The sequence below is a fragment of the Haliea sp. genome, assembly GCF_040222615.1.
In the GTDB taxonomy this organism is placed as follows: domain Bacteria; phylum Pseudomonadota; class Gammaproteobacteria; order Pseudomonadales; family Halieaceae; genus Haliea.
Genome location: NZ_JAVKCQ010000158.1, coordinates 1 through 17,981, shown reverse-complemented (window position 1 = coordinate 17,981; position 17,981 = coordinate 1). Strand labels below are relative to the sequence as shown.

General features: G+C 64.3%; 19 protein-coding genes. 11 read left to right on the top strand and 8 right to left on the bottom strand.

Going from position 1 to position 17,981, the window contains the following annotated elements:
* Window positions 1-9: 9 nt before the first annotated feature.
* Together RJQ10_RS13030 and hslO are read right to left on the bottom strand one after the other, a co-directional pair.
* Entirely contained in the window at window positions 10-1,569 is a 1,560-nt protein-coding gene (locus tag RJQ10_RS13030) for a phosphoenolpyruvate carboxykinase (RefSeq protein WP_350147267.1), read from the bottom strand.
* A 147-nt stretch (window positions 1,570-1,716) separates the two neighbouring features.
* Window positions 1,717-2,613 carry an Hsp33 family molecular chaperone HslO gene (hslO, locus tag RJQ10_RS13025; protein WP_350147265.1) on the bottom strand — a complete coding sequence of 299 codons (897 nt, stop codon included), beginning with the start codon at window positions 2,611-2,613 and terminating at the stop codon, window positions 1,717-1,719.
* 208 nt (window positions 2,614-2,821) lie between these two features.
* Between hslO and RJQ10_RS13020 the strand changes: the two genes are divergently transcribed.
* The 3 genes from RJQ10_RS13020 to RJQ10_RS13010 all read left to right on the top strand — a co-directional run bounded on the left by RJQ10_RS13020 (window position 2,822) and on the right by RJQ10_RS13010 (window position 4,955).
* Window positions 2,822-3,688, top strand: coding sequence for a TIGR03619 family F420-dependent LLM class oxidoreductase (locus tag RJQ10_RS13020; protein ID WP_350147263.1), 867 nt, complete (start codon window positions 2,822-2,824; stop codon window positions 3,686-3,688).
* A 79-nt stretch (window positions 3,689-3,767) separates the two neighbouring features.
* On the top strand, window positions 3,768-4,643 hold the full coding sequence (locus RJQ10_RS13015; protein ID WP_350147261.1) for a DMT family transporter: 876 nt from the start codon (window positions 3,768-3,770) through the stop codon (window positions 4,641-4,643).
* A 36-nt stretch (window positions 4,644-4,679) separates the two neighbouring features.
* A complete protein-coding gene (locus tag RJQ10_RS13010) occupies window positions 4,680-4,955 on the top strand; it encodes a polyhydroxyalkanoic acid system family protein (RefSeq protein WP_350147259.1) in 276 nt (91 codons plus the stop codon).
* Here the strand turns inward: RJQ10_RS13010 and RJQ10_RS13005 are convergent.
* Both RJQ10_RS13005 and RJQ10_RS13000 read right to left on the bottom strand, forming a co-directional pair.
* Window positions 4,948-6,018, bottom strand: a complete 1,071-nt coding sequence (locus tag RJQ10_RS13005) for a patatin-like phospholipase family protein (RefSeq protein WP_350147257.1) — start codon at window positions 6,016-6,018, stop codon at window positions 4,948-4,950. The genes RJQ10_RS13010 and RJQ10_RS13005 overlap by 8 nt on opposite strands.
* On the bottom strand, window positions 6,011-7,009 hold the full coding sequence (locus RJQ10_RS13000; protein WP_350147255.1) for an AraC family transcriptional regulator: 999 nt from the start codon (window positions 7,007-7,009) through the stop codon (window positions 6,011-6,013). The genes RJQ10_RS13005 and RJQ10_RS13000 overlap by 8 nt, the downstream gene beginning before the upstream one ends.
* A gap of 113 nt (window positions 7,010-7,122) precedes the next feature.
* Between RJQ10_RS13000 and RJQ10_RS12995 the strand changes: the two genes are divergently transcribed.
* Window positions 7,123-8,304, top strand: a complete 1,182-nt coding sequence (locus RJQ10_RS12995; RefSeq protein ID WP_350147253.1) for a ferritin-like domain-containing protein — start codon at window positions 7,123-7,125, stop codon at window positions 8,302-8,304.
* Window positions 8,305-8,438: 134 nt separating this feature from the next.
* Here RJQ10_RS12995 and rpsT read toward each other — a convergent pair whose 3' ends face one another.
* Window positions 8,439-8,708, bottom strand: coding sequence for a 30S ribosomal protein S20 (gene rpsT / locus RJQ10_RS12990; RefSeq protein ID WP_350147251.1), 270 nt, complete (start codon window positions 8,706-8,708; stop codon window positions 8,439-8,441).
* 161 nt (window positions 8,709-8,869) lie between these two features.
* On the opposite strand from rpsT, the gene RJQ10_RS12985 reads away from it, so the two are divergent.
* The gene (locus RJQ10_RS12985; protein WP_350147249.1) at window positions 8,870-9,508 is read left to right on the top strand and encodes a TetR/AcrR family transcriptional regulator; all 639 of its coding nucleotides are present in this window, start codon (window positions 8,870-8,872) and stop codon (window positions 9,506-9,508) included.
* Between the two features lie 40 nt (window positions 9,509-9,548).
* On the top strand, window positions 9,549-10,544 hold the full coding sequence (locus RJQ10_RS12980) for a tyrosine-protein phosphatase (RefSeq protein WP_350147248.1): 996 nt from the start codon (window positions 9,549-9,551) through the stop codon (window positions 10,542-10,544).
* 4 nt (window positions 10,545-10,548) lie between these two features.
* On the opposite strand, the gene RJQ10_RS12975 is transcribed toward RJQ10_RS12980, so the two are convergent.
* Together RJQ10_RS12975 and RJQ10_RS12970 are read right to left on the bottom strand one after the other, a co-directional pair.
* Entirely contained in the window at window positions 10,549-10,821 is a 273-nt protein-coding gene (locus RJQ10_RS12975) for a hypothetical protein (RefSeq protein ID WP_350147246.1), read from the bottom strand.
* 313 nt (window positions 10,822-11,134) lie between these two features.
* Window positions 11,135-11,356 (bottom strand): hypothetical protein, encoded by a 222-nt coding sequence (locus tag RJQ10_RS12970; RefSeq protein WP_350147244.1) that lies wholly within the window; start codon window positions 11,354-11,356, stop codon window positions 11,135-11,137.
* 165 nt (window positions 11,357-11,521) lie between these two features.
* Here RJQ10_RS12970 and RJQ10_RS12965 point away from each other — a divergent pair, with 165 nt between their 5' ends.
* Window positions 11,522-12,691: a 1-acyl-sn-glycerol-3-phosphate acyltransferase gene (locus RJQ10_RS12965; RefSeq protein WP_350147242.1), complete on the top strand. Its 1,170-nt coding sequence runs from the start codon at window positions 11,522-11,524 to the stop codon at window positions 12,689-12,691.
* Entirely contained in the window at window positions 12,685-14,817 is a 2,133-nt protein-coding gene (gene dinG / locus RJQ10_RS12960; protein ID WP_350147240.1) for an ATP-dependent DNA helicase DinG, read from the top strand. The genes RJQ10_RS12965 and dinG overlap by 7 nt, the downstream gene beginning before the upstream one ends.
* A 21-nt stretch (window positions 14,818-14,838) precedes the next feature.
* Here dinG and nhaR read toward each other — a convergent pair whose 3' ends face one another.
* Window positions 14,839-15,729 (bottom strand): transcriptional activator NhaR, encoded by an 891-nt coding sequence (gene nhaR, locus RJQ10_RS12955; protein ID WP_350147238.1) that lies wholly within the window; start codon window positions 15,727-15,729, stop codon window positions 14,839-14,841.
* Between the two features lie 200 nt (window positions 15,730-15,929).
* Between nhaR and purE the strand changes: the two genes are divergently transcribed.
* The 3 genes from purE to RJQ10_RS12940 all read left to right on the top strand — a co-directional run.
* Complete coding sequence (gene purE / locus RJQ10_RS12950) at window positions 15,930-16,403, top strand: 5-(carboxyamino)imidazole ribonucleotide mutase (RefSeq protein WP_350147269.1); 474 nt, start codon at window positions 15,930-15,932, stop codon at window positions 16,401-16,403.
* A complete protein-coding gene (locus RJQ10_RS12945) occupies window positions 16,400-17,506 on the top strand; it encodes a 5-(carboxyamino)imidazole ribonucleotide synthase (protein WP_350147236.1) in 1,107 nt (368 codons plus the stop codon). The genes purE and RJQ10_RS12945 overlap by 4 nt, the downstream gene beginning before the upstream one ends.
* The coding region (locus RJQ10_RS12940; RefSeq protein WP_350147234.1) for a sodium-dependent bicarbonate transport family permease at window positions 17,499-17,981 on the top strand (483 nt) is incomplete at its 3' end. The genes RJQ10_RS12945 and RJQ10_RS12940, both read left to right, overlap by 8 nt.

Below are 17,981 nucleotides of genomic sequence, written 5' to 3'. Positions count from 1 at the left end.
CGTTCTGTGTCAGCCGGCCTGCGGCCCCGCAGCGACGATAGTCGGGGAAACATCGAACTTCCTGATGTTTTCCTGGAACAGGGTCGCCAGCTTGGTGGCCTGTTCATCGTAGGCCTTGATGTCACCCCAGCTGTTGCGCGGGTTGACGTACTTGGGATCGACGCCGGGGATGGCGGTGGGGAAATCGAGGTTGAGGATATCCAGGTGCTCGCGCGGGGCGTTGAGCAGGGCGCCGCTCTGGGCCGCTGCCACGATCGCCCGGGTGACCGGGATCGGGAAGCGGGAACCGCTGCCGCCGGGGGCGCCGGAGCCGCCGGTCCAGCCGGTATTGATCAGGTAGACCTGGCTGCCGAAGTCGTCGATGCGCTTCATCAGCAGCTCGGCGTAGTCACTGGCGGGGCGCGGCATGAAGGGCGCGCCGAAGCAGGTTGAGAAGGTCGGGTGGATGCCGGCTGCGGCACCCAGTTCGGTGGAGCCGACCCGGGCGGTATAGCCGCTGAGGAAATGGAATGCGGCCGCTTCCTTGGACAGGATTGAGACCGGGGGCAGTACACCCGAGACGTCACAGGTCAGGAAGATAACGCACTTGGGCTCGCCGCCGGCGTTGGCCTCGGTGCGCTTGGCCACGTGCTCCAGCGGGTAGCAGCAGCGCCCGTTCTCGGTCAGGGACGTGTCGCTGTAGTCGGCGTGACGCTGGTCATCCAGGACCACGTTTTCGATGATGGCGCCGAAGCGGATGGCGTCCCAGATCACCGGTTCGTTCTTCTGGCTCAGGTCGATAGTCTTGGCGTAGCAGCCGCCCTCGATGTTGAAGACGGAACCCTTGGCCCAGCCGTGCTCGTCATCGCCGATCAGGTAGCGCTCGGGATCCGCGGACAGGGTGGTCTTGCCGGTGCCCGAGAGGCCGAAGAACAGGGTGGTATCACCGTCCTCGCCCACGTTGGCGGAGCAGTGCATGGACATCACGTCCTTTTCCGGCAGCAGGAAGTTCTGCACCGAGAACATGGCCTTCTTCATTTCCCCGGCGTAGTTCATGCCGGCAATCAACACCTTGCGTCGGGCGAAGTTCAGCACCACGATGGCATCCGAGTTGGTACCGTGATCCTCCGGGGCACAGACAAATCCTGCCGCGTTGAGCACGGTCCATTCCGGTTTGCGGCCGACGTTGTACTGGGTCGGGCGAATGAACATGTTGCGGCCGAAGAGCCCGTGCCAGGCGGTTTCGGTGACAACCTTCACTGGCAGGTAGTGGTCGCTGTGCTCGCCCACGTGCAGGTGTGAGATGAAGCGGTCGCGCTCGCCCAGGTAAGCCTCGACCTCGTCCCACAGGGCGTCGAAGCGCTCGCTGTCGAAGGGGCGATTGACGGAGCCCCACTCAATGCTGTCTTCGGTGCTGGCCTCGCGGACAATGAATCGATCCGCCGGGGAACGGCCCGTGCGGTGGCCGGTGGTGACCAACAGGGCGCCGCTGTCTGCGAGGACGCCTTCGTTGCGCTTCAGCGCTTCTTCAACCAGCTGCGCAATACCCAGGTCGATGAACTCGCGGGGAGTGTTGATATCAAGGGTCATGGTGTGTCCTGTCATTCATGCTGCCGGGAGCAGCCCGCCAACCGGGGCGGAGTTGCCTCTGTGGGTCTTTCGGGGGGCGCCATTATGTCAGAATAGCCCCCCGATGCGAACCAGATTGGAGAAAAAATCGGCGATGTTCGCCGAGCTTCAGTGCAACGTCGGTGCCGGACCGGTGCGCAGCAGGTCCGCGAGGTCCTCGCGCTCGAACCGGTACTGCTGGTTGCAGAACTCGCAGTCCATGTTGATGCTGCCCTGCTCCCGGAGTATGTCCTCCAGTTCAGCGGGGGCTATCGCCGACAGGGCATTGCGGCTGCGCTGCAAGGAGCAGCTGCACTGGAAGGCGACAGGGCGCGGGTCGAACAGGCGCACCGGGTCTTCGTGATACAGGCGGTAGAGCAGATCCGCGGGGGCCAGCTGCAGGAGTTCACCCGGGGTCACGGTTTCCCCCAGGGTGCAGACATGCTGCCACTGCTGCTGGCGCAATTGGGGGTCACGGTTGAGCTGGGCGGGCAGCTGCTGCAGCAACAGGCCGCTCGCGGACTGGCTGTCGCAGGCCAGCCAGAGCCGGGTCTGCAGCTGCTCGGATTGCTCGAAATAGGCATCCAGGCTGGCGGCCAGGGAGTGCCGGGACAGGGGGACGATGCCCTGGTAGCGCTTGCCACGCAACGGCTCGACGGTGATGGCAAGGGTACCCTCCGCCAGCAGCTGGTCGAAATCCTCTGCGGTTGCCAGCTGGGCGCCGCGGGCGATGCCGCGTATCTGCAGCTCGCTACTGCACTCCGCCATCAGCAGCGGGATCTGGCCACCACTGCGGGCCTGCAGGATGAGCCGGCCCTCGAACTTCAGGGTCGTACTCAGCAGGGTGGCGGCGGCGAGGAACTCGCCCAGCAGCCGCTGCACCCCCGGTGCGTACTGGTGCACGGCAAGGATCTCGCGCAGGCTGCTGTCCAGCTGGACGATCTCGCCACGGATATCGGCCTGTTCGAACAGGAACCGGCGGCTGCTGTCGGCTGCCGGAACGGCGTTGGTGCTGTCATGGCTCATGGGGCAAGTGTAATCCATTCAGGGTCAGGTTGATCCCGGCGCGCCGGCGGGACGTATGCTGGTACAGGGCAAGGTTCAGTATTTGAGGCCAGCCGGGGCTATTTTCAACCCGGCAATGACCGCCGTGCCCAAGCCGGTTAGAGTGGCGGCAGTGACAGCAGCGGGCGTCCGCGGGGCGGCCGGCCAACCAACAGACAGGAGCGACACCATGAGATTCAGCTACCAGATCGGGATGAGCGATGCCGACCACTATCTGCCCCTGGCGCAGGCGGCGGAAGCGGCGGGTTTCGAGGGTATTACCATTCCGGACAGCATCTGCTACCCGCAGGAAGCGAGCTCCAAGTACCCGTATAACAAGGATGGCAGCCGCGAGTTCCTGGAGAGCGTGCCTTTCCTGGAAAGCCTGATCGCCGTGGCGGCGATGGCGGCGGTCACCGACAAGATCCGCTTTGCGACATTTGTCTATAAGCTGGCGGTGCGCCAGGTCGCGGTCGTGGCCAAACAGGTCCAGAGCATCCAGGCCCTGTCAGGCAACCGGTTTGATTTCGGTGTCGGCATCAGCCCCTGGGAAGAGGACTTCGCCGTCTGCGACGTGCCCTGGGAGAAGCGCGGCCTGCGCCTGGACGAGCAGATCGATATTTTGCGGGGCCTGGAGACCGGCGAGTTCTTCGGCTACGACGGCGAGATCCACAAACTCCCCGCGATCAAGATGTGCCCGGCCCCCACCGCGCCGACCCCGATTCTCGTGGGCGGGCATGCGGAACCGGCCCTGCGCCGGGCGGCGAAGGCAGGGGATGGCTGGATGTGCGCCGGTGCCGACATGGAGCAGCTCGAGGGTTACATTCGCCGCCTGCATGAGCTGCGCGCCGAGTACGGTACCAGCGACCGGACATTCCGGATCTACACCACCGGTCAGGACGCGTTTACCGAGGCGGGTATCCGCAAACTTGAGGACATCGGTGTCACCGATGTGATCATCGGCTTCCGCAATGTCTATGAAATGGAGCCGGACAAGCCGCTGGACGAAAAGATTGCCATGCTGAACTGGTACGCTGGCGAGTTTATCAAGGGCTGACCCCCGGCGGCGCTTCTCGCCGCCATAGGCCCGGGCCTGCAGATACGGTAAAGTCCGCGCTTTGCGCTGGCCGGTGCCCATGAACAATCTGTTGCTGTATGTCATCACGGTGGTGATCTGGGGCTCGACCTGGATCGCCATCAAGTTCCAGCTTGGCACCGTGGCACCCATGGTGTCGATAGCCCACCGGTCGATGCTGGCTGCGCTGCTCATTTTCCTCTATCTGGTATTGCGCCGACGGCTGTCGCCGCTGTCCGGGCGGGATCATGGCATGGTGTTCATGCAGGGCCTGTGCCTGTTCAGCGGCAACTACATTTTCATTTACGCTGCGAGTGCGGAGCTGCCCAGCGGTCTCGTGGCGGTGGTGTTTTCCACCCAGGTGATCCTCAACATGGTCAACGGCGCGATCTTTCTGCGCCTGCCGACCAGCAGCATGACGCTGCTGGGAGCGGGGATAGGCCTGGTGGGCATGCTGGCGGTGTTCCTGCCACAGGTTGAAAGTTTCAGCCTGACCGATGCCAGTCTGCGCGCCTTGTTGCTGTGCTTCCTGGGTACCTGCTGTGCCTCCTTTGGCAATATCTTTGCTGCCCGCAACAGCCGGGACGGGCTGCCGGTGCTGGTCTGCAATGCCTGGGGGATGCTGTACGGGGCGGTCACGCTCTACGCCGCCGCCTTGCTGACGGGGACGCCCATTGTTCTCGACTGGAATGTCTCCTACATCGCGTCCCTGCTTTATCTGGCGATTTTCGGTTCGGTGATTGCGTTCTGGGCCTATGTGACCCTGATTGGCCAGATCGGCCCTGGCCGCGCCGCTTACAGCTCGCTCATGTTCCCGGTTGTCGCCCTGCTGATATCCACCCTGTTCGAGGGCTATCAATGGACCCTTGCGGGTCTGGCGGGGTTTGCCCTGGTACTGGCGGGGAACTGGCTGGTCATGCAGCGAGGTAAGGGCTAACCTACTGGCATTACACCATAACAGGCACAGGCGATCATGGCGGGATTCCGGCTCACCAAACCCTACACCATGCCCAAGGAGGACTTGCGGCGCGCGGCACAGCAGCTGGCGGACCGGCTGCAGGATGAGCACGGCGTGCGCTCGCGCTGGGAGGGTGACAGTGTTCGCATCAAGGGCGGCGGTATCGACGGCCTGCTGTCCTTTCACGATGGCGTGGTAGATGTCTCCGTGCGGCTGGGCCTGCTGGTGTCGGCGTTCCAGCGCCCCCTGAAGGCGGAAGTGGAGCGCTATCTCGACGAGATGATCAGCTGAGCAGGGTGGCCCCGGCCAGCGGATCCCGATTCTCCAGCAGGGCCGCGAATTCGTCCGCCAGGGCCTGGCCGCGGTCCAGGCAGGCTCGCCAGTAGGCAATCCGTGCCGCGGCATCCAGGCGCCTGAAGTCGGAGCGGTCGGGGATTTTCCGCTGCGGCAGGGAGGCCACGAAATCGCCGCTGGGGCACAGCAGCACCAGGTCATCCAGGTGCCGGAAACCGGTCTTGCGCCAGGGCAGGAACTTGTCGAACCAGCCCGGGGTGATGCCCGCACCGAAGTGCGGGTACAGCATCAGGCCCTCACCCCGGTACTGCCGCAGGTCGAAGTGATAGTCGATGATGCCGCCATCCCAGTATTGCCCCGCAGGCGCTCCGGCAATATCCCGCTCTCCCGCCAGGAGGAAGGGAATCGAGCCGCTGGCATGCAGGGCGAGAGGTACAGTGGCGGGTCGCAGCGGGGTGTAGACTGTCTCGAAATCGGTCAGCCCGAGCAGCGGAGCCGGCGTTGTGCCGCTGTGGAACACAACGCGCTGGAAGGACAAGTTGAGCAGGCGCCGGTGCAGCGAGTTGCCGACGGCGGCGGCTCCCATGGCGGCGGCGAGCACGGCGGGCCGGGTTGCTCCCGCCGGGCCGCGGCCGCGGGCGGTGACGATATGGCTGCGGATGCGCGGGTGGTCGGCGATGGCACTGGCGCCGCCGGTTCCCAGCAGGTGCTCAAGCATGCGCGCGCTGGCCGCACTGATCTCCGCCGGCCCGGGCTGCTGCGAGTAGGTTTGCTCGAGGTAAGCCTGCTCGAAGCGCTCCAGCGCCGCCACCGGGTCCGCCTGGGCCAGGCAGGCGTGCCGCCAGGCGCCGATGGATGAGCCCAGCACGGACAATTGGCGCTGGCTGCGCGGCAGGAAATCGCCAAACAGCAGCCTGTCAAGCCGGCTCAGGATCAGCCATTTGGGGCCGCCGGAGGCGCCCAGCAAGAGGCTGAACAGGTCCGGGTGCCAGCCCTGTTCCGCGATGGTCGCCGCCGCCCGCTTGCCGAGGTATACGGACAGGGCCGGGCGATTACTCACCCCGCAGCTCCCGCGGCGCCCTTCCGGTCCACTTCTGGTAGGCCCGGCGGAAGTTCGAGGCGTCGTTGAACCCGACCAGGTAGGCGATAGTCGACAGGGGCAGGCGGCTGTTCTGCAGATAGCGGGTGGCGTGTTCAGCCCGCACCCGGTCCAGCATGAGCTGGTAGGAGGTGCCTTCCTGCTCCAGCCGCCGGCGGTAGGTGCGCGGGCTGAAGTTCAACATTTGTGCGACCCGGGGCATCTGCGGGTACTGTCCTTCCAGCTTCCGCAGCAGGCGCAGGGTCTGCTCGGCCACGGAGGCACTTTCCTCCAGGTCTGCCAGCAGGCGGGCGCACTCCTCCTCATACAGGGAGCGCAGTGCCGGGTTGGACAGGGGCAGGGGGGTGTCCAGCAGCGCCGCATCGAAGGATATCCGCCCCAGCGCGCAGTTGAAGTGCACGTCCTCGCCAAACACATCGTAGTAGACCTGCTCGTGGCCCGGAGGTGGGTACGGCAGCTCGACACGCAGTTCGAGATCGTTCCTGCCCAGCAGGCCGCGCAGAGTGTTGAAGATGGCGGCGTACATCATCTCACTGGCAAATTCCACCGGCTCTTCCCGCGGCGCACTCACGGTAGTCAGCACGCAGCGATCGTCGATCACATCCTGTTCCAGGTGCAGCATGGGCGAGGACAGGAGGTGGTAGTAGCGCAGGAACAACTCCATCACCTGGTTCAGGTCGCGGCAGGTCATGAAAGCCTGGCCCAGTACGGCGTGTGCGCTGAGGTTGAGGCGCAGTCCCAGGTGCAGGCCAAGGGCGTTGTCGCCGGTAATGTCAAAGGCATTGCTTACCAGGCGGCTGAAGTCCTCCTCGCTGACCCGGGCGCCGATGCCGGTGAGCCCGGAGGCCGCCAGGGAGGTGCCGGCCAGCAGGCGATCTCGCGGATGCCCCTGGCCCTCGACCATGTCGATGAGGATAAGAGCGTACTGTGCGGGCGCGCTGGCTCTGGGCATTGGGCTATTTGGCCACAAATGACTTTATTTTGACAAGACTTTACCTTGTTGGGCCCGGCGAGTTCTCCCATAGTAGCGTTGTAGAAATACTATAAGCAGCCAGGAGAATGGACATGAAAGTAGAATGGACCGGCACCCCCCGCAAGATACAGCACTTCGCTGGTGCGGATTATCCGCGCGACAATCCCGATCTTGAGGACCTGCTGACCGCCGACGATGTGGATCACATCGCGGAAATATTCAACACGCCCCTGACCGGTTCCTACAACTGGGATTACAAGGTGCAGGACGACCGGATCAAGAAGCTGTACGACCTTGGCAAGCAGCTCAACTGGGATCCGGAGATGGATATCAACTGGGATCGCCCCTGGCCGAACGAGGAGCGGATGCCGGAGCTGATGAACCTGCATACCTACCAGCCCTACCTGGACATGGATGAGCCGACCCGCAAGGAATTCTGGCTGCACATGAACGCCTGGAGCCTGTCGCAATTTCTGCATGGCGAGCAGGGCGCCCTGCTGGTGGCTTCCCAGCTCTGTTCCTGCGCCCCGACCCTGAACGCGAAGCTGTATGCCGCGTCGCAGACCTTCGATGAGGCCCGTCACGTCGAGGTGTTCAACAAGTACCTGCAGACGCGCCTTGGCGTGATGTACCCCATCAATACCCACCTCAAGTCGATCATCGACAAGATCCTGACCGATGCGCGCTGGGACATGAAGTTCATCGGCATGCAGCTGGTCATCGAGGGTCTGGCCCTGTCGGCTTTCAATACCACCCGCGAGACCACGCCGGACCCGGTGCTCAAGGACGTGGTGTACCTGGTGACCCGGGACGAGGCGCGCCATGTGACCTTCGGGGTCAACTACCTGGAGGAGTTCGTCAAGACCCTGAGCGATGAAGAGCGCGAAGAGCGGGCCCAGTTCGCCTATGAGGCCTGCGTGGTCAGCCGCGAGCGCCTGGTTGCCACTGACGTTTTCGCGCACTTCGGCTGGGATGTGGAAGAGGCCCGCCTGCAGGTGCTGGAGGGCTTCGTGATGTCCACGTTCCGCAACCTGCTGTTCCAGCGCGTGATTCCGAACCTGAAGCGTATCGGCCTGCTGACCGACAAGATCAGGCCCAAGTTTGAAGCGCTGGGTATCCTGGAGTTCGAAAACCTGGCGACGGACGGTGATATCGATTGGGCGCTGCTGGAGCGCCCGCTGGATACCGAGGAAGCGCAAGGCTACGAGCAGAGCATCCTGGCGGATTTCCAGAAGCTCAAGGAGCAGGAGGAGGCTCCGCGCAAGGCGAGTTGAGCCAGTCCGGAGAGACCGGAGGGCGCCAGGTCCCGGGAACTGGCGTCAAGCCGCTGCGAGTTCTGGCGGCCGTTTTCTCCAGGCACAAAAAAGCCGGCTGACCGCCGGCTTTTTTGTGCGATGCAGATGCCCGGTCAGGCGGAAGCCAGACCCTTGATTTGCGCGTTCAGGCGGCTCTTGTGCCGGGCGGCCTTGTTCTTGTGGATGATGCCCTTGTCGGCCATCCGGTCAATAACCGGTACGGCGCTGTCGTAGGCGGCCTGCGCCTGCTGCGCGTCACCGGTGCCGATGGCAGCGATGACTTTCTTGATGTTGGTGCGCACCAGCGAACGCAGGCTGGAGTTGTGGGCGCGACGCTTTTCGGCCTGGCGAGCGCGCTTCTTGGCTTGTGGGGAGTTGGCCACTGTGGAATCCTCGTGGGTTGGCAAAATTCAGGAGGCGAGATTATTCACATTGGGCCCTTGCTTGTCAACCGCAGGCTTGTCTGCAGTCCCGGCAGTAATTCATGATGGGGGCGCGCTGCGGTATACTGCGCGATTGTCCTGCCACAACGGAAACTGTTCGCATGACCAATGGATCTGCCCGGGAGCCCGCGGCGACCACGCCGGAGCGCATCCTCGATGCGGCCGAGGACCTGTTTGCGCAAAAGGGCTATAAAGGAACCTCCCTCGGGGACGTCGCCGAGCGCGTCGGCATCCGCTCCCCCAGCCTGTACAACCACTTCCGCAACAAGGAGGCGCTCTATCGGGCCGTGCTGGGTCGCCTGCTGGATGATTTTGCGGCGCCGATGGAGGAGCTGACCAGGGGTCCCATCAGTGACCAGCGCCTGCAGGACTGGCTGGAGACGATAGTCCGCAAGCACCACGCCAATCCCAACCTGGCGCGCCTGCTACAGCATGCTGCGCTGTCCGGAGGGCCCGGTACCAACGACCTGATCGAACGATTTTTCCAGCCCATGTTCGGCACCGACGAAGGACTGGCCCAGCCGGGCCTGCGCGCTCTGGGAGAGGCGGGGCTCCAGCCCTGGGCAGTGATGGCCTTCAACAACCTGGTAATGTCCTATGTCACCATGGCGCCAATGTACCGCGACCTGCTGGGCCAGGACCCGTTCAGCGAGGAGGCGCTGGAGCGCCAGCTGGCGCTGGTGAAGACCCTGCTGCGGGCTGTGCTGGCGTTACCCGCTGGCCCGGGCCATCCCGGCTGAGGCGTCCCCAACCAACCACTGCATACTCCAGAGAGACCCCATGCCCCTGATTACCGATACAGTACAGATCTGGCGCGCCCCGGAAGGCGACTATCATATCGAATGGGCGGCCAGCCATCCGGATACCCGGGTCCAGGTTGATCCGCTCGGCAGCCATGGCCAGGTGCAGGCGCACTATGAGCAGGCCGCCCCGCGTGCTCGCATTGCGGGCCTGCCGCCGGCGCGGCGGCACCAGTTTCGCCTGAGCGACCAGCACGGCAATGAGGTGTTGGCCATGGAACGCAAGCTGGGGATGCAGGGGACTCCCAATTTCCGCGATTTCGGCGGCTATCGCGGAGCCGATGGCCGGCGCGTGCGCTGGGGGTATCTGTATCGCTCGGGCCAGCTGTCGGGCCTTACGCCGCAGGATCTGGATTTGCTGGACAGTCTGCAGCTGGATCTGGTCTGCGACTTCCGCCGCGAGGACGAACAGCAGAGCAGTCCCAGCCGCTATCCCGAGTCGAGGCAGCCACAGGTGGCCAGCCTGCCGATTACGCCCGGCAGCAATGCCGCGGCGTTCACCGAGGGGCGGCTGGATCTGGGTGGGCGCCAGCCCATGTTCGACTTCATGGTGGAGATCAACCGCGACTTCGTGGAGAGTCAGGGGCCGACCTACGCGCGCATGTTCCGCGAGATCCTGCAGCGCCAGGATGCGCGGTTCCTGGTGCACTGCGCCGCGGGCAAGGATCGCACCGGCTTTGCCGTGGCCGTGATCCTGCTGGCGCTGGGTGTGTCGGTGGAGCAGGTCATGCAGGATTACATGCTTACAGCGCGCTTTTACCATCCGCAACAGGAAGTGGACCGGTTGCGCGCGAAGTACGGGCTGGATTCAGTGCCGGAGGAGGCAATCCTGCCGATGCTGGAAGTGCACGAGGCGTACCTGGAACGCGCCCTGCAAGCCATTGCTGACTACGGTGCGGTGGACACCTATCTGGAGGAAGTGCTGGGGGTCGGTAGCGCCGAGCGCGAAGAGCTGCGCCGGCGCTACCTGGAGTAGCGCCTCAGGCTGCGTCGCAGGCGGCTTTGGCGGCCTTGATTTGCTTGCGTTCGCACTGATCGTTCTGCTCATTGCCCGCACACCACTGGCGACGGTTTTCCCAGGCAGTCATGGTGGCAGTCTTGCCGTTGGAACACTTTACGAGGTACTCGGCGTAAGCGACACCGGCGGCTGTTTCATGATTGCCCTGGAAGACAATGCTGGTGGGCTTGGCAGCGAAGGCGCCGGCAGACAGGGCCAGCAGGGCAGAGGCGGCAGCAACTTTGGCGAATTTCATGACGAAGTCCTTTTTCAACAGTACGGGTTGGAAGTGAGCCTGAGCCGCAGTGGCGCGATGGCGACCGGATTGAGTTCAGGATACCCGTAAGTTACGCGTGTAGAACAGTTACGGTTTTGTAAGATAGTGGGAAATAGGGTAACAGGCGAGCTGCGGTGAGGCTGCCTTTATCTTTTAACATATTGTTTTTAAAGAATAAAAATCTGGAAGTGAGAGCGGGCGCACCAGGTTACAAATGTTTAATGGGCCGGCTCGGCAGCCCCTTGGGTGAGCCAGGCCGCCCGAATCATGACCTGGCGGCCCGGTGTGGGAGTCAGGCCAGCCAGATCAGGATGAGTCCAATAAGTGCCAGCAGCACGGCCTGGCCGGCCTTGTCCAGGCGGAACAGAGCGTAGAGGTAGGCGAACGGCGGCAGGATCAGGGTGCAAAGACCCCAGGCGTAGTCTTCTTCCCAGGACTGTATCAACAGCAGCACCCAGCTGGCGAGCAGGGTGGCGAGACCAAAGGTGAACAGTGATGCAGAAGTCGCTTCCATGGTTCCTCCGAAAAAGGGCGTGACTCTGGCGGGGCGGTCGCAGCGTAGCAGAACACTGCGTCGCTGTCAGCGCCGGGGCGGCCCGCCCTGTGGCCGGATCGGGCGGATGACGCCGCCAGTGAATTTGGGTATCGTGTGCCGCTTCTTTGTCCCGAGGATTCCTGTTTGAATGACCCCTTTGCCGATATCCGCCCCTACCGCGACGCCGAGGTGCCCGCGGTGCTGCAGCGTCTTCTGGGCGACCGGGAATTGCTGGATTCGATCGCCAGGCTGAGCCTTGGGCAAGTGGCGGCGCTGGCGCCGGCCCTGTGCCGGCCGGCGGTGCGCTGGTATCTCAGCCGCCAGCTGCGGGGTGTCAGCGATGTTCACGGCATGCAGATGGTGATCAAGCACTACGTGGAGAAGGTCATCGAGGACACCACGGCGGGGTTTTCCGTCTCCGGCCTGGAAACCCTGGACCCCGGGCGGCCCTGGTTGTTCATGAGCAATCACCGCGATATCGTAATGGACCCGGCATTTACCAACTACGCTCTGCATCGCGGCGGGCACCAGACGGTGCGTATCGCGATTGGCGACAACCTGCTGACCAAGCCCTGGGTCTCCGACCTGATGCGCCTCAACAAGAGCTTTATTGTCAAGCGCTCTCCCGGCAGTGGTCGCGCATTGCTCGCGGCTTCTCGCCACCTGGCGAGCTACATTCGCATGTCCTTGCAGGAGGAGAGGGCGCCGGTGTGGATCGCCCAGCGCGAAGGCAGGGCCAAGGATGGCGTCGACCGCACTGAGCCGGCGGTGGTCAAGATGCTGGCCATGAGCCGGGACAAGCAGGTCGAGAGCTTCAGTGAAGTCGTGAACGCACTGGGCATCGTGCCGGTGTCGATTTCCTACGAACTGGATCCCTGCGACGGGCTCAAGGCGCGGGAGCTGTATTTGCGCAGCACCACAGGCAGTTACGCCAAGGCCGAGCAGGAGGATGTGGCCTCCATCGCTCGCGGCATTTCCGGTAGCAAGGGGCGGGTTCACGTCGCCTTCGGCACCCCGCTGAACGGAGAGTTCGCCGATGCGGACCAGGTGGCGGAGGAAATCGATCGCCAGGTGGTGTCACTGTACTGCCTGCATCCCACCAACCTGTACGCCTACCGCATGCTGCATGGCGACGGCGCAGGGATTCCGGACAACCTCACCCTTGAGGCGGGAAGCTGTTCGGAGGCGGGGTTCCGGGCCAGGATGGAGGCGCTGCCCGCGGAGCACAGGCCATTTGCCCTGGCCATTTACGGCAACGCCGTCGCCAGCAAACTGGCCCTGGCGGCCGCCGGGGATAGCTCACCACCTTGCTGAGCGACGCCCTCAAGGACCAGATCCGCGAGGCGTATGCCGCCATCATGGCGGGCAAGGGTCTCAGCCCGCGCTGGGGCCAGCGGCAGATGATCGCGGAGATCGCCAATGCCCTGGCGCGCATTGTCCCCGCTACCGGCCGTGCCGATCCGGAATCTCCCGCGGTATGCGTGATCGAGGCCGGCACCGGCACCGGCAAGACCATCGCCTACGCGGTAACGGCGATTCCCCTGGCCCAGGCCCTGGGCAAGCGGCTGGTGGTTGCCACGGCTACCGTTGCCCTGCAGGAACAGTTCGTCAACAAGGACCTGCCGGATATCCGCCATCACAGCGGGCTGGAGTTCAGCTATACCCTGGCCAAGGGCCGGCGCCGCTATGTCTGCCTGTCGAAGCTGGACCGGCAGCTCGCCGGCAGCGGCGGCGGGGATGTTCTGCCATTGTATCCCGACGAATTCCAGGCGCCCGAGTCCGCCGAGGCCCTGCCGGTCTACAGCGCCATGGTCGATGCCCTGGGCCGCGGCGAATGGGACGGGGACAGGGACAACTGGCCCGGCCAGGTGCCGGAAGCGGTCTGGTTTGGCGCCACTACCGATCACAGCCAGTGCAGCGGCCGCCGCTGCCCGAATATCGGCCAGTGCAGCTTTTTCCGTGCCAGGGACCAGCTGCAGTACGCCGATGTCATTGTTGCCAATCACGATCTGGTACTGGCTGACCTGGCGCTGGGCGGTGGCGCCATCCTCTCCGCGCCTGAAGACAGCATCTATATCTTCGACGAGGGCCACCACCTGCCGGACAAGGCCCTGTCGCACTTCGCCAGTTTCTGTCGCCTGCACACCACCGGCCAGTGGCTGCAGGAAAGCCGTAAACTGCTGGCCCAGGCCGCCTCGGCGCTGGCGCCGTTTACCGACCTGCAACGCTCGCTGCAGGCCTTGCCTGCGGTGATGGATGAGGCCCAGGCGGGGCTGCAGGTTGCCGAACAAACGGTGGCGACGCTGTTTGCCGATCGCCCGCCGGGCAATGGCCGCGGTGATGACCAGCAGCTGCGCTTTGCCCACGGGCGCGTGCCCGAGGTCCTGCAGTCGCTGGCTGCCGGACTGGTCAACCAGTTCCAGCAGCTTGCCGGTGGCCTGGCGAAGATAGAGAGCCGTCTGGAAGAGGCTCTGGAAGAAGATGACGCGGGGCTGGACAAGGGCGAGATTGAAACCTGGCACCTCAGCCTGGGTGCCCTGCTGGGGCGGGCTGAGTCGACCCTGGATCTGTGGCAGGAGTATGCAGTCAGCGGTGAGGGCGAAGTCCCGCCCAAGGCGCGCTGGATCACCTTGCTCGACAGCGGCGGCCAGTTCGGTTTCGACCTGCGCTGCAGCCCGATCCTCGCCGCGGATATCCTGGATGAGTTCCTGTGGTCCCGGGCGGCGGGGGTGGTGGTGACCTCCGCGACCATTACCGCCCTGCGTTCGTTCGAGCGGTTTATCCTCCATTCCGGCGTGCCACGGGAGGCCACCTTCAAAGTGGTAACCAGCCCGTTTGACTATTCGCGCGCCACCCTGCATGTACCGCCCATGGACTGCGACCCCGGCGATGCCGAGGCCCATACCGCGGCCCTGGTGACACAGCTGCCCGGTCTGCTGGACCGCAGTGAAGCCAGCCTGGTGCTGTTCTCTTCCCGGCGCCAAATGCAGGATGTATACGAGGGGGTGCGCGAAAGCCTGGGGCACCTGATCCTGCTGCAGGGGGACGGCAGCAAGCAGGAAATCCTGCGCCAGCACCGGGAGGCCGTCGACGCCGGACGGGGCAGCGTTATCTTTGGCCTGGCCAGCTTCGCCGAGGGGGTGGACCTGCCCGGCGCCTATTGTCGCCACGTGGTGATAGCCAAGATCCCCTTCGCGGTTCCCGACAGCCCGATAGAGGCGGCGCTGGCGGAGTGGGTCGAGGCCCAGGGCCGCAATGCCTTCATGGAGATCAGTGTGCCCGATGCGGCGTTGAAGCTGGTCCAGGCCAGTGGTCGCCTGCTGCGTACCGAGCAGGACTCGGGCCGTGTGACCCTGCTGGACCGGCGCCTCCTCACCCGTCGCTATGGCCAGGCTATCCTCGATTCGCTGCCGCCGTTCCGGCGCGATCTCGCCCGCTAGTGGCGGCGGGGCCTGTGCTCCTCAGTGCTCTGCCAGGGGAGTATTGACGATTTCCAGGGTGGCCGGATGCTGCAGGCGTCGCTCGGGGGAGATCACATAGAAGGTATCGACGAACTCCCGCGTGCGCCCGATCGCGGCCACCCCGTACTGGGACATCACGTAGTCCTCAATAATAGTGGGGGCGGCGAAAATGCCAATTCCGGCCTGGCCGAAAGACTTGAGCAGGGCGCTGTCGTCGAACTCGGCGATGATGTCCGGTGCGATACCGTGCTTTTCGAACCAGGCCATCAGGAACGACCGCATGCTGGCCTTGCGGCCCGGAACCAGGAACGGTTGCCCGGACAGGCTCGCGGGAAACTGCTCGCTGCAGGCGGCGGCAAGCTCCGGCACGGCGAAAAAGGTAAAGCCGCTGTCCAGGATCCTGTAGTTCCAGGCCTTGATGTGGCTGCCGGACTCCAGCGGCTGGTCAGTTATGATGCAGTCCAGCCGGTTTACCGCGAGTTCCGCGAGCAGGGCCTGCTGGTCGCCTTCATGGCAGACCAGCCGCATCTGGCCCGGCCGCTGCAGAATAGGTTGCAGCAGGCGGTTGGCGAGAATCTTGGGTATGACATCGGTGATGCCCACGCGGAAGACTTCGCTGGCGCCGTAGTCTGTCTGCAGCATCTGGCGGATCTCGCTGCCGAGCAGGAAAATGGTCTCGGCGTGACTGTAGATCTGCCTGCCCTTTGCCGACAGGCGCAGCCGCCGACCCTCGCGCCGGAACAGCTTGGTTCCCAGTTGCTCCTCGAACGCGGCAATCTGCCCGCTGATGGTTTGCGGGGTGAGGTTCAGTCGTTCGCTGGCGCGGGTAATGCTGCCGTCTGTGGCGACGTGGAAAAAGTAGTAGAGGTGGTTGTAATTGAGGGGTGTCATATAAGGTATTTTCGAATTTAACCGGGAGTTAGATCGAATGTATCATAGCTATTGCTTTCTGCAGCATGCGCGCCGATCATTATGCTCCCGATTTGCCCTGACGCGAGGAGAGCCATGTCCCTGTTCCATTCCCCTGCCCCCCCTGTGGCGACAGCCGTCCCGGGGCGCGAGCTGTGACGCTGCCGCTGGTGGGGATCACCATGGGCTCGCGCTCGGACTGGGAAACCATGCAGGGCGCGGCAGATGCCCTGACCGCGCTGCAGATACCCCATGAAGTGGAAGTGGTATCCGCTCACCGTACGCCTGACAAGCTGTTCGCCTATGCCGAATCCGCGGAACAACGGGGCTTGAGGGTGATTATTGCGGGAGCCGGCGGGGCGGCCCACCTGCCGGGAATGATGGCAGCCAAGACCCTGCTGCCCGTGCTCGGGGTGCCGGTGCAGTCGCGCGCAATGAATGGACTGGATTCACTGCTGTCGATCGTGCAGATGCCGGCGGGAATTCCGGTGGGGACGCTGGCCATCGGCAGCGCCGGCGCAGTCAATGCCGCGCTGTTGGCTGCGGCTATACTCTCCGGCACTGACCCGGAACTTCGCGAGCGCCTGCGCCGCTATCGTGAGCAACAGTCGGAACTCGTGCTGGAGCACCCGGACCCGAGGCAGCAGCCGGCATGAAGATAGGTATTCTGGGCGGCGGCCAGCTGGCGCGGATGCTGACCCTGGCAGGGCATCCCCTCGGTCTGCAGTGCATTTCCCTGGAGCCGGCGGCCGAAGCCTGCGCGGCGCAGGTGGGCAGGGTCGTCGCCGGCGCGTTTACCGCTGAGGACGTGCTGGCAGAGTTTGCGGCCGGCGTTGATGTGGTGACCACCGAGGTGGAGCACGTGCCTCTGGCGGCCCTAGACTACCTGCAGCAGCACCGCGGGCTGGCACCCGGCCGCAGGTCGATCGCGGTGGCCCAGGACCGGCTGCTGGAAAAGACCCTGTTCCACGATCTGGAGCTGCCTACGGCGCACTTCGTCCCTGTGGATTCCCTGGAGGACCTGGTCGCCGCCATCGACACGGTGGGCCTGCCGGCAGTGCTGAAAACACGGCGCATGGGTTACGACGGCAAGGGGCAGGTTGTCCTGCGGGAGGCCGCTGCCGCGGAGGCGGCCTGGGCTGCGGTCGGCGGGGTTCCCTGCCTGCTGGAAGCGATGGTTCCCTTTGACCGCGAAGTGTCGGTCATTGCCGTGCGCAGCCGGGAGGGCGAGTGCCGGTTCTGGCCGCTGACGGAAAACCTGCACCGCAATGGAATCCTCAGCGTCTCCCGGGCGCTCCTGGAAGAACCTCTGCAAGCGCTTGCCGAGCAGCATTGCCAGCGCCTGCTGGAGGCTCTCGACTATGTGGGGGTGCTGGCGCTAGAGCTGTTCCAGGTCGGCACCAGTCTGCTTGCCAACGAGTATGCTCCCCGGGTGCACAACAGCGGGCACTGGACCATAGAGGGTGCTGTGACCTCCCAGTTCGAGAATCACCTGCGCGCTGTTGCGGGCCTGCCGCTGGGCGCCACCGATGCGCGCTGCGCTGCCGCCATGGTCAATTTTGTCGGCCATGTTCCGGCGGCGAGCGAAGTGCTTGCCGTTCCCGATGCCCACCTGCATGTATATGGCAAGCGCACCAAGCCGGGTCGCAAGCTGGGCCACGCTACGCTGTGCGCCGCGAAACCCGGTTTACTGGAGCCGGGCCTGAAGACACTGTTGCATCTCGCGCAGGGCGGGGCAGAGGGAAACGGGCTTGCTTGACCCGGTAGTCATGTTTTTCCTGCTCGGCATCGTTGCCGGGGTGTTGCGTTCCGAGCTGCGTCTCCCTGTTCAGGTCTACGAGCTGTTGAGTATTCTGCTGCTGCTGGCGATTGGCATGAAAGGCGGGATGGAGCTGGCACGGCAGCCGTTCCTGGCGCTGGTGCCGCAGATGCTGGCGGTGATCGCGATGGGCTTCGCCCTGCCCCTGCTGGCCTATCCGGTACTGCTGTACCTGGGGCGCCTGCCGCGGACGGATGCGGCCGCTGTGGCCGCGCACTACGGCTCCGTCAGCGTGGGAACCTTCGCTGTGGTCGTCGCCTACCTGGCCGCGCGCGGAATCAGCTACGAAGCCTATATGCCCGTTTTTGTGGTACTGCTGGAGATACCGGCGATCCTGGTGGGCATCGTGCTTGCCAAGGGCCTGGGCAGCGGCGCCAGCCTGCGCCGCTCCGCACACAAGGTCCTGCTGGGTAAA

What these genes read in the sequence shown, in the direction of transcription:
- RJQ10_RS13010 (WP_350147259.1), top strand. Translation starts at nt 4,680, where the DNA reads ATGGCGGGATTCCGGCTCACCAAACCCTACACCATGCCCAAGGAGGAC.
- purE (WP_350147269.1), top strand. Translation starts at nt 15,930, where the DNA reads ATGGGCTCGCGCTCGGACTGGGAAACCATGCAGGGCGCGGCAGATGCC.
- RJQ10_RS12970 (WP_350147244.1), bottom strand. Translation starts at nt 11,356, where the DNA reads ATGGAAGCGACTTCTGCATCACTGTTCACCTTTGGTCTCGCCACCCTG.
- RJQ10_RS13020 (WP_350147263.1), top strand. Translation starts at nt 2,822, where the DNA reads ATGAGATTCAGCTACCAGATCGGGATGAGCGATGCCGACCACTATCTG.
- hslO (WP_350147265.1), bottom strand. Translation starts at nt 2,613, where the DNA reads ATGAGCCATGACAGCACCAACGCCGTTCCGGCAGCCGACAGCAGCCGC.
- RJQ10_RS13015 (WP_350147261.1), top strand. Translation starts at nt 3,768, where the DNA reads ATGAACAATCTGTTGCTGTATGTCATCACGGTGGTGATCTGGGGCTCG.
- RJQ10_RS13000 (WP_350147255.1), bottom strand. Translation starts at nt 7,009, where the DNA reads ATGCCCAGAGCCAGCGCGCCCGCACAGTACGCTCTTATCCTCATCGAC.
- RJQ10_RS12975 (WP_350147246.1), bottom strand. Translation starts at nt 10,821, where the DNA reads ATGAAATTCGCCAAAGTTGCTGCCGCCTCTGCCCTGCTGGCCCTGTCT.
- RJQ10_RS12995 (WP_350147253.1), top strand. Translation starts at nt 7,123, where the DNA reads ATGAAAGTAGAATGGACCGGCACCCCCCGCAAGATACAGCACTTCGCT.
- RJQ10_RS12945 (WP_350147236.1), top strand. Translation starts at nt 16,400, where the DNA reads ATGAAGATAGGTATTCTGGGCGGCGGCCAGCTGGCGCGGATGCTGACC.
- RJQ10_RS12985 (WP_350147249.1), top strand. Translation starts at nt 8,870, where the DNA reads ATGACCAATGGATCTGCCCGGGAGCCCGCGGCGACCACGCCGGAGCGC.
- RJQ10_RS12980 (WP_350147248.1), top strand. Translation starts at nt 9,549, where the DNA reads ATGCCCCTGATTACCGATACAGTACAGATCTGGCGCGCCCCGGAAGGC.
- RJQ10_RS13030 (WP_350147267.1), bottom strand. Translation starts at nt 1,569, where the DNA reads ATGACCCTTGATATCAACACTCCCCGCGAGTTCATCGACCTGGGTATT.
- nhaR (WP_350147238.1), bottom strand. Translation starts at nt 15,729, where the DNA reads ATGACACCCCTCAATTACAACCACCTCTACTACTTTTTCCACGTCGCC.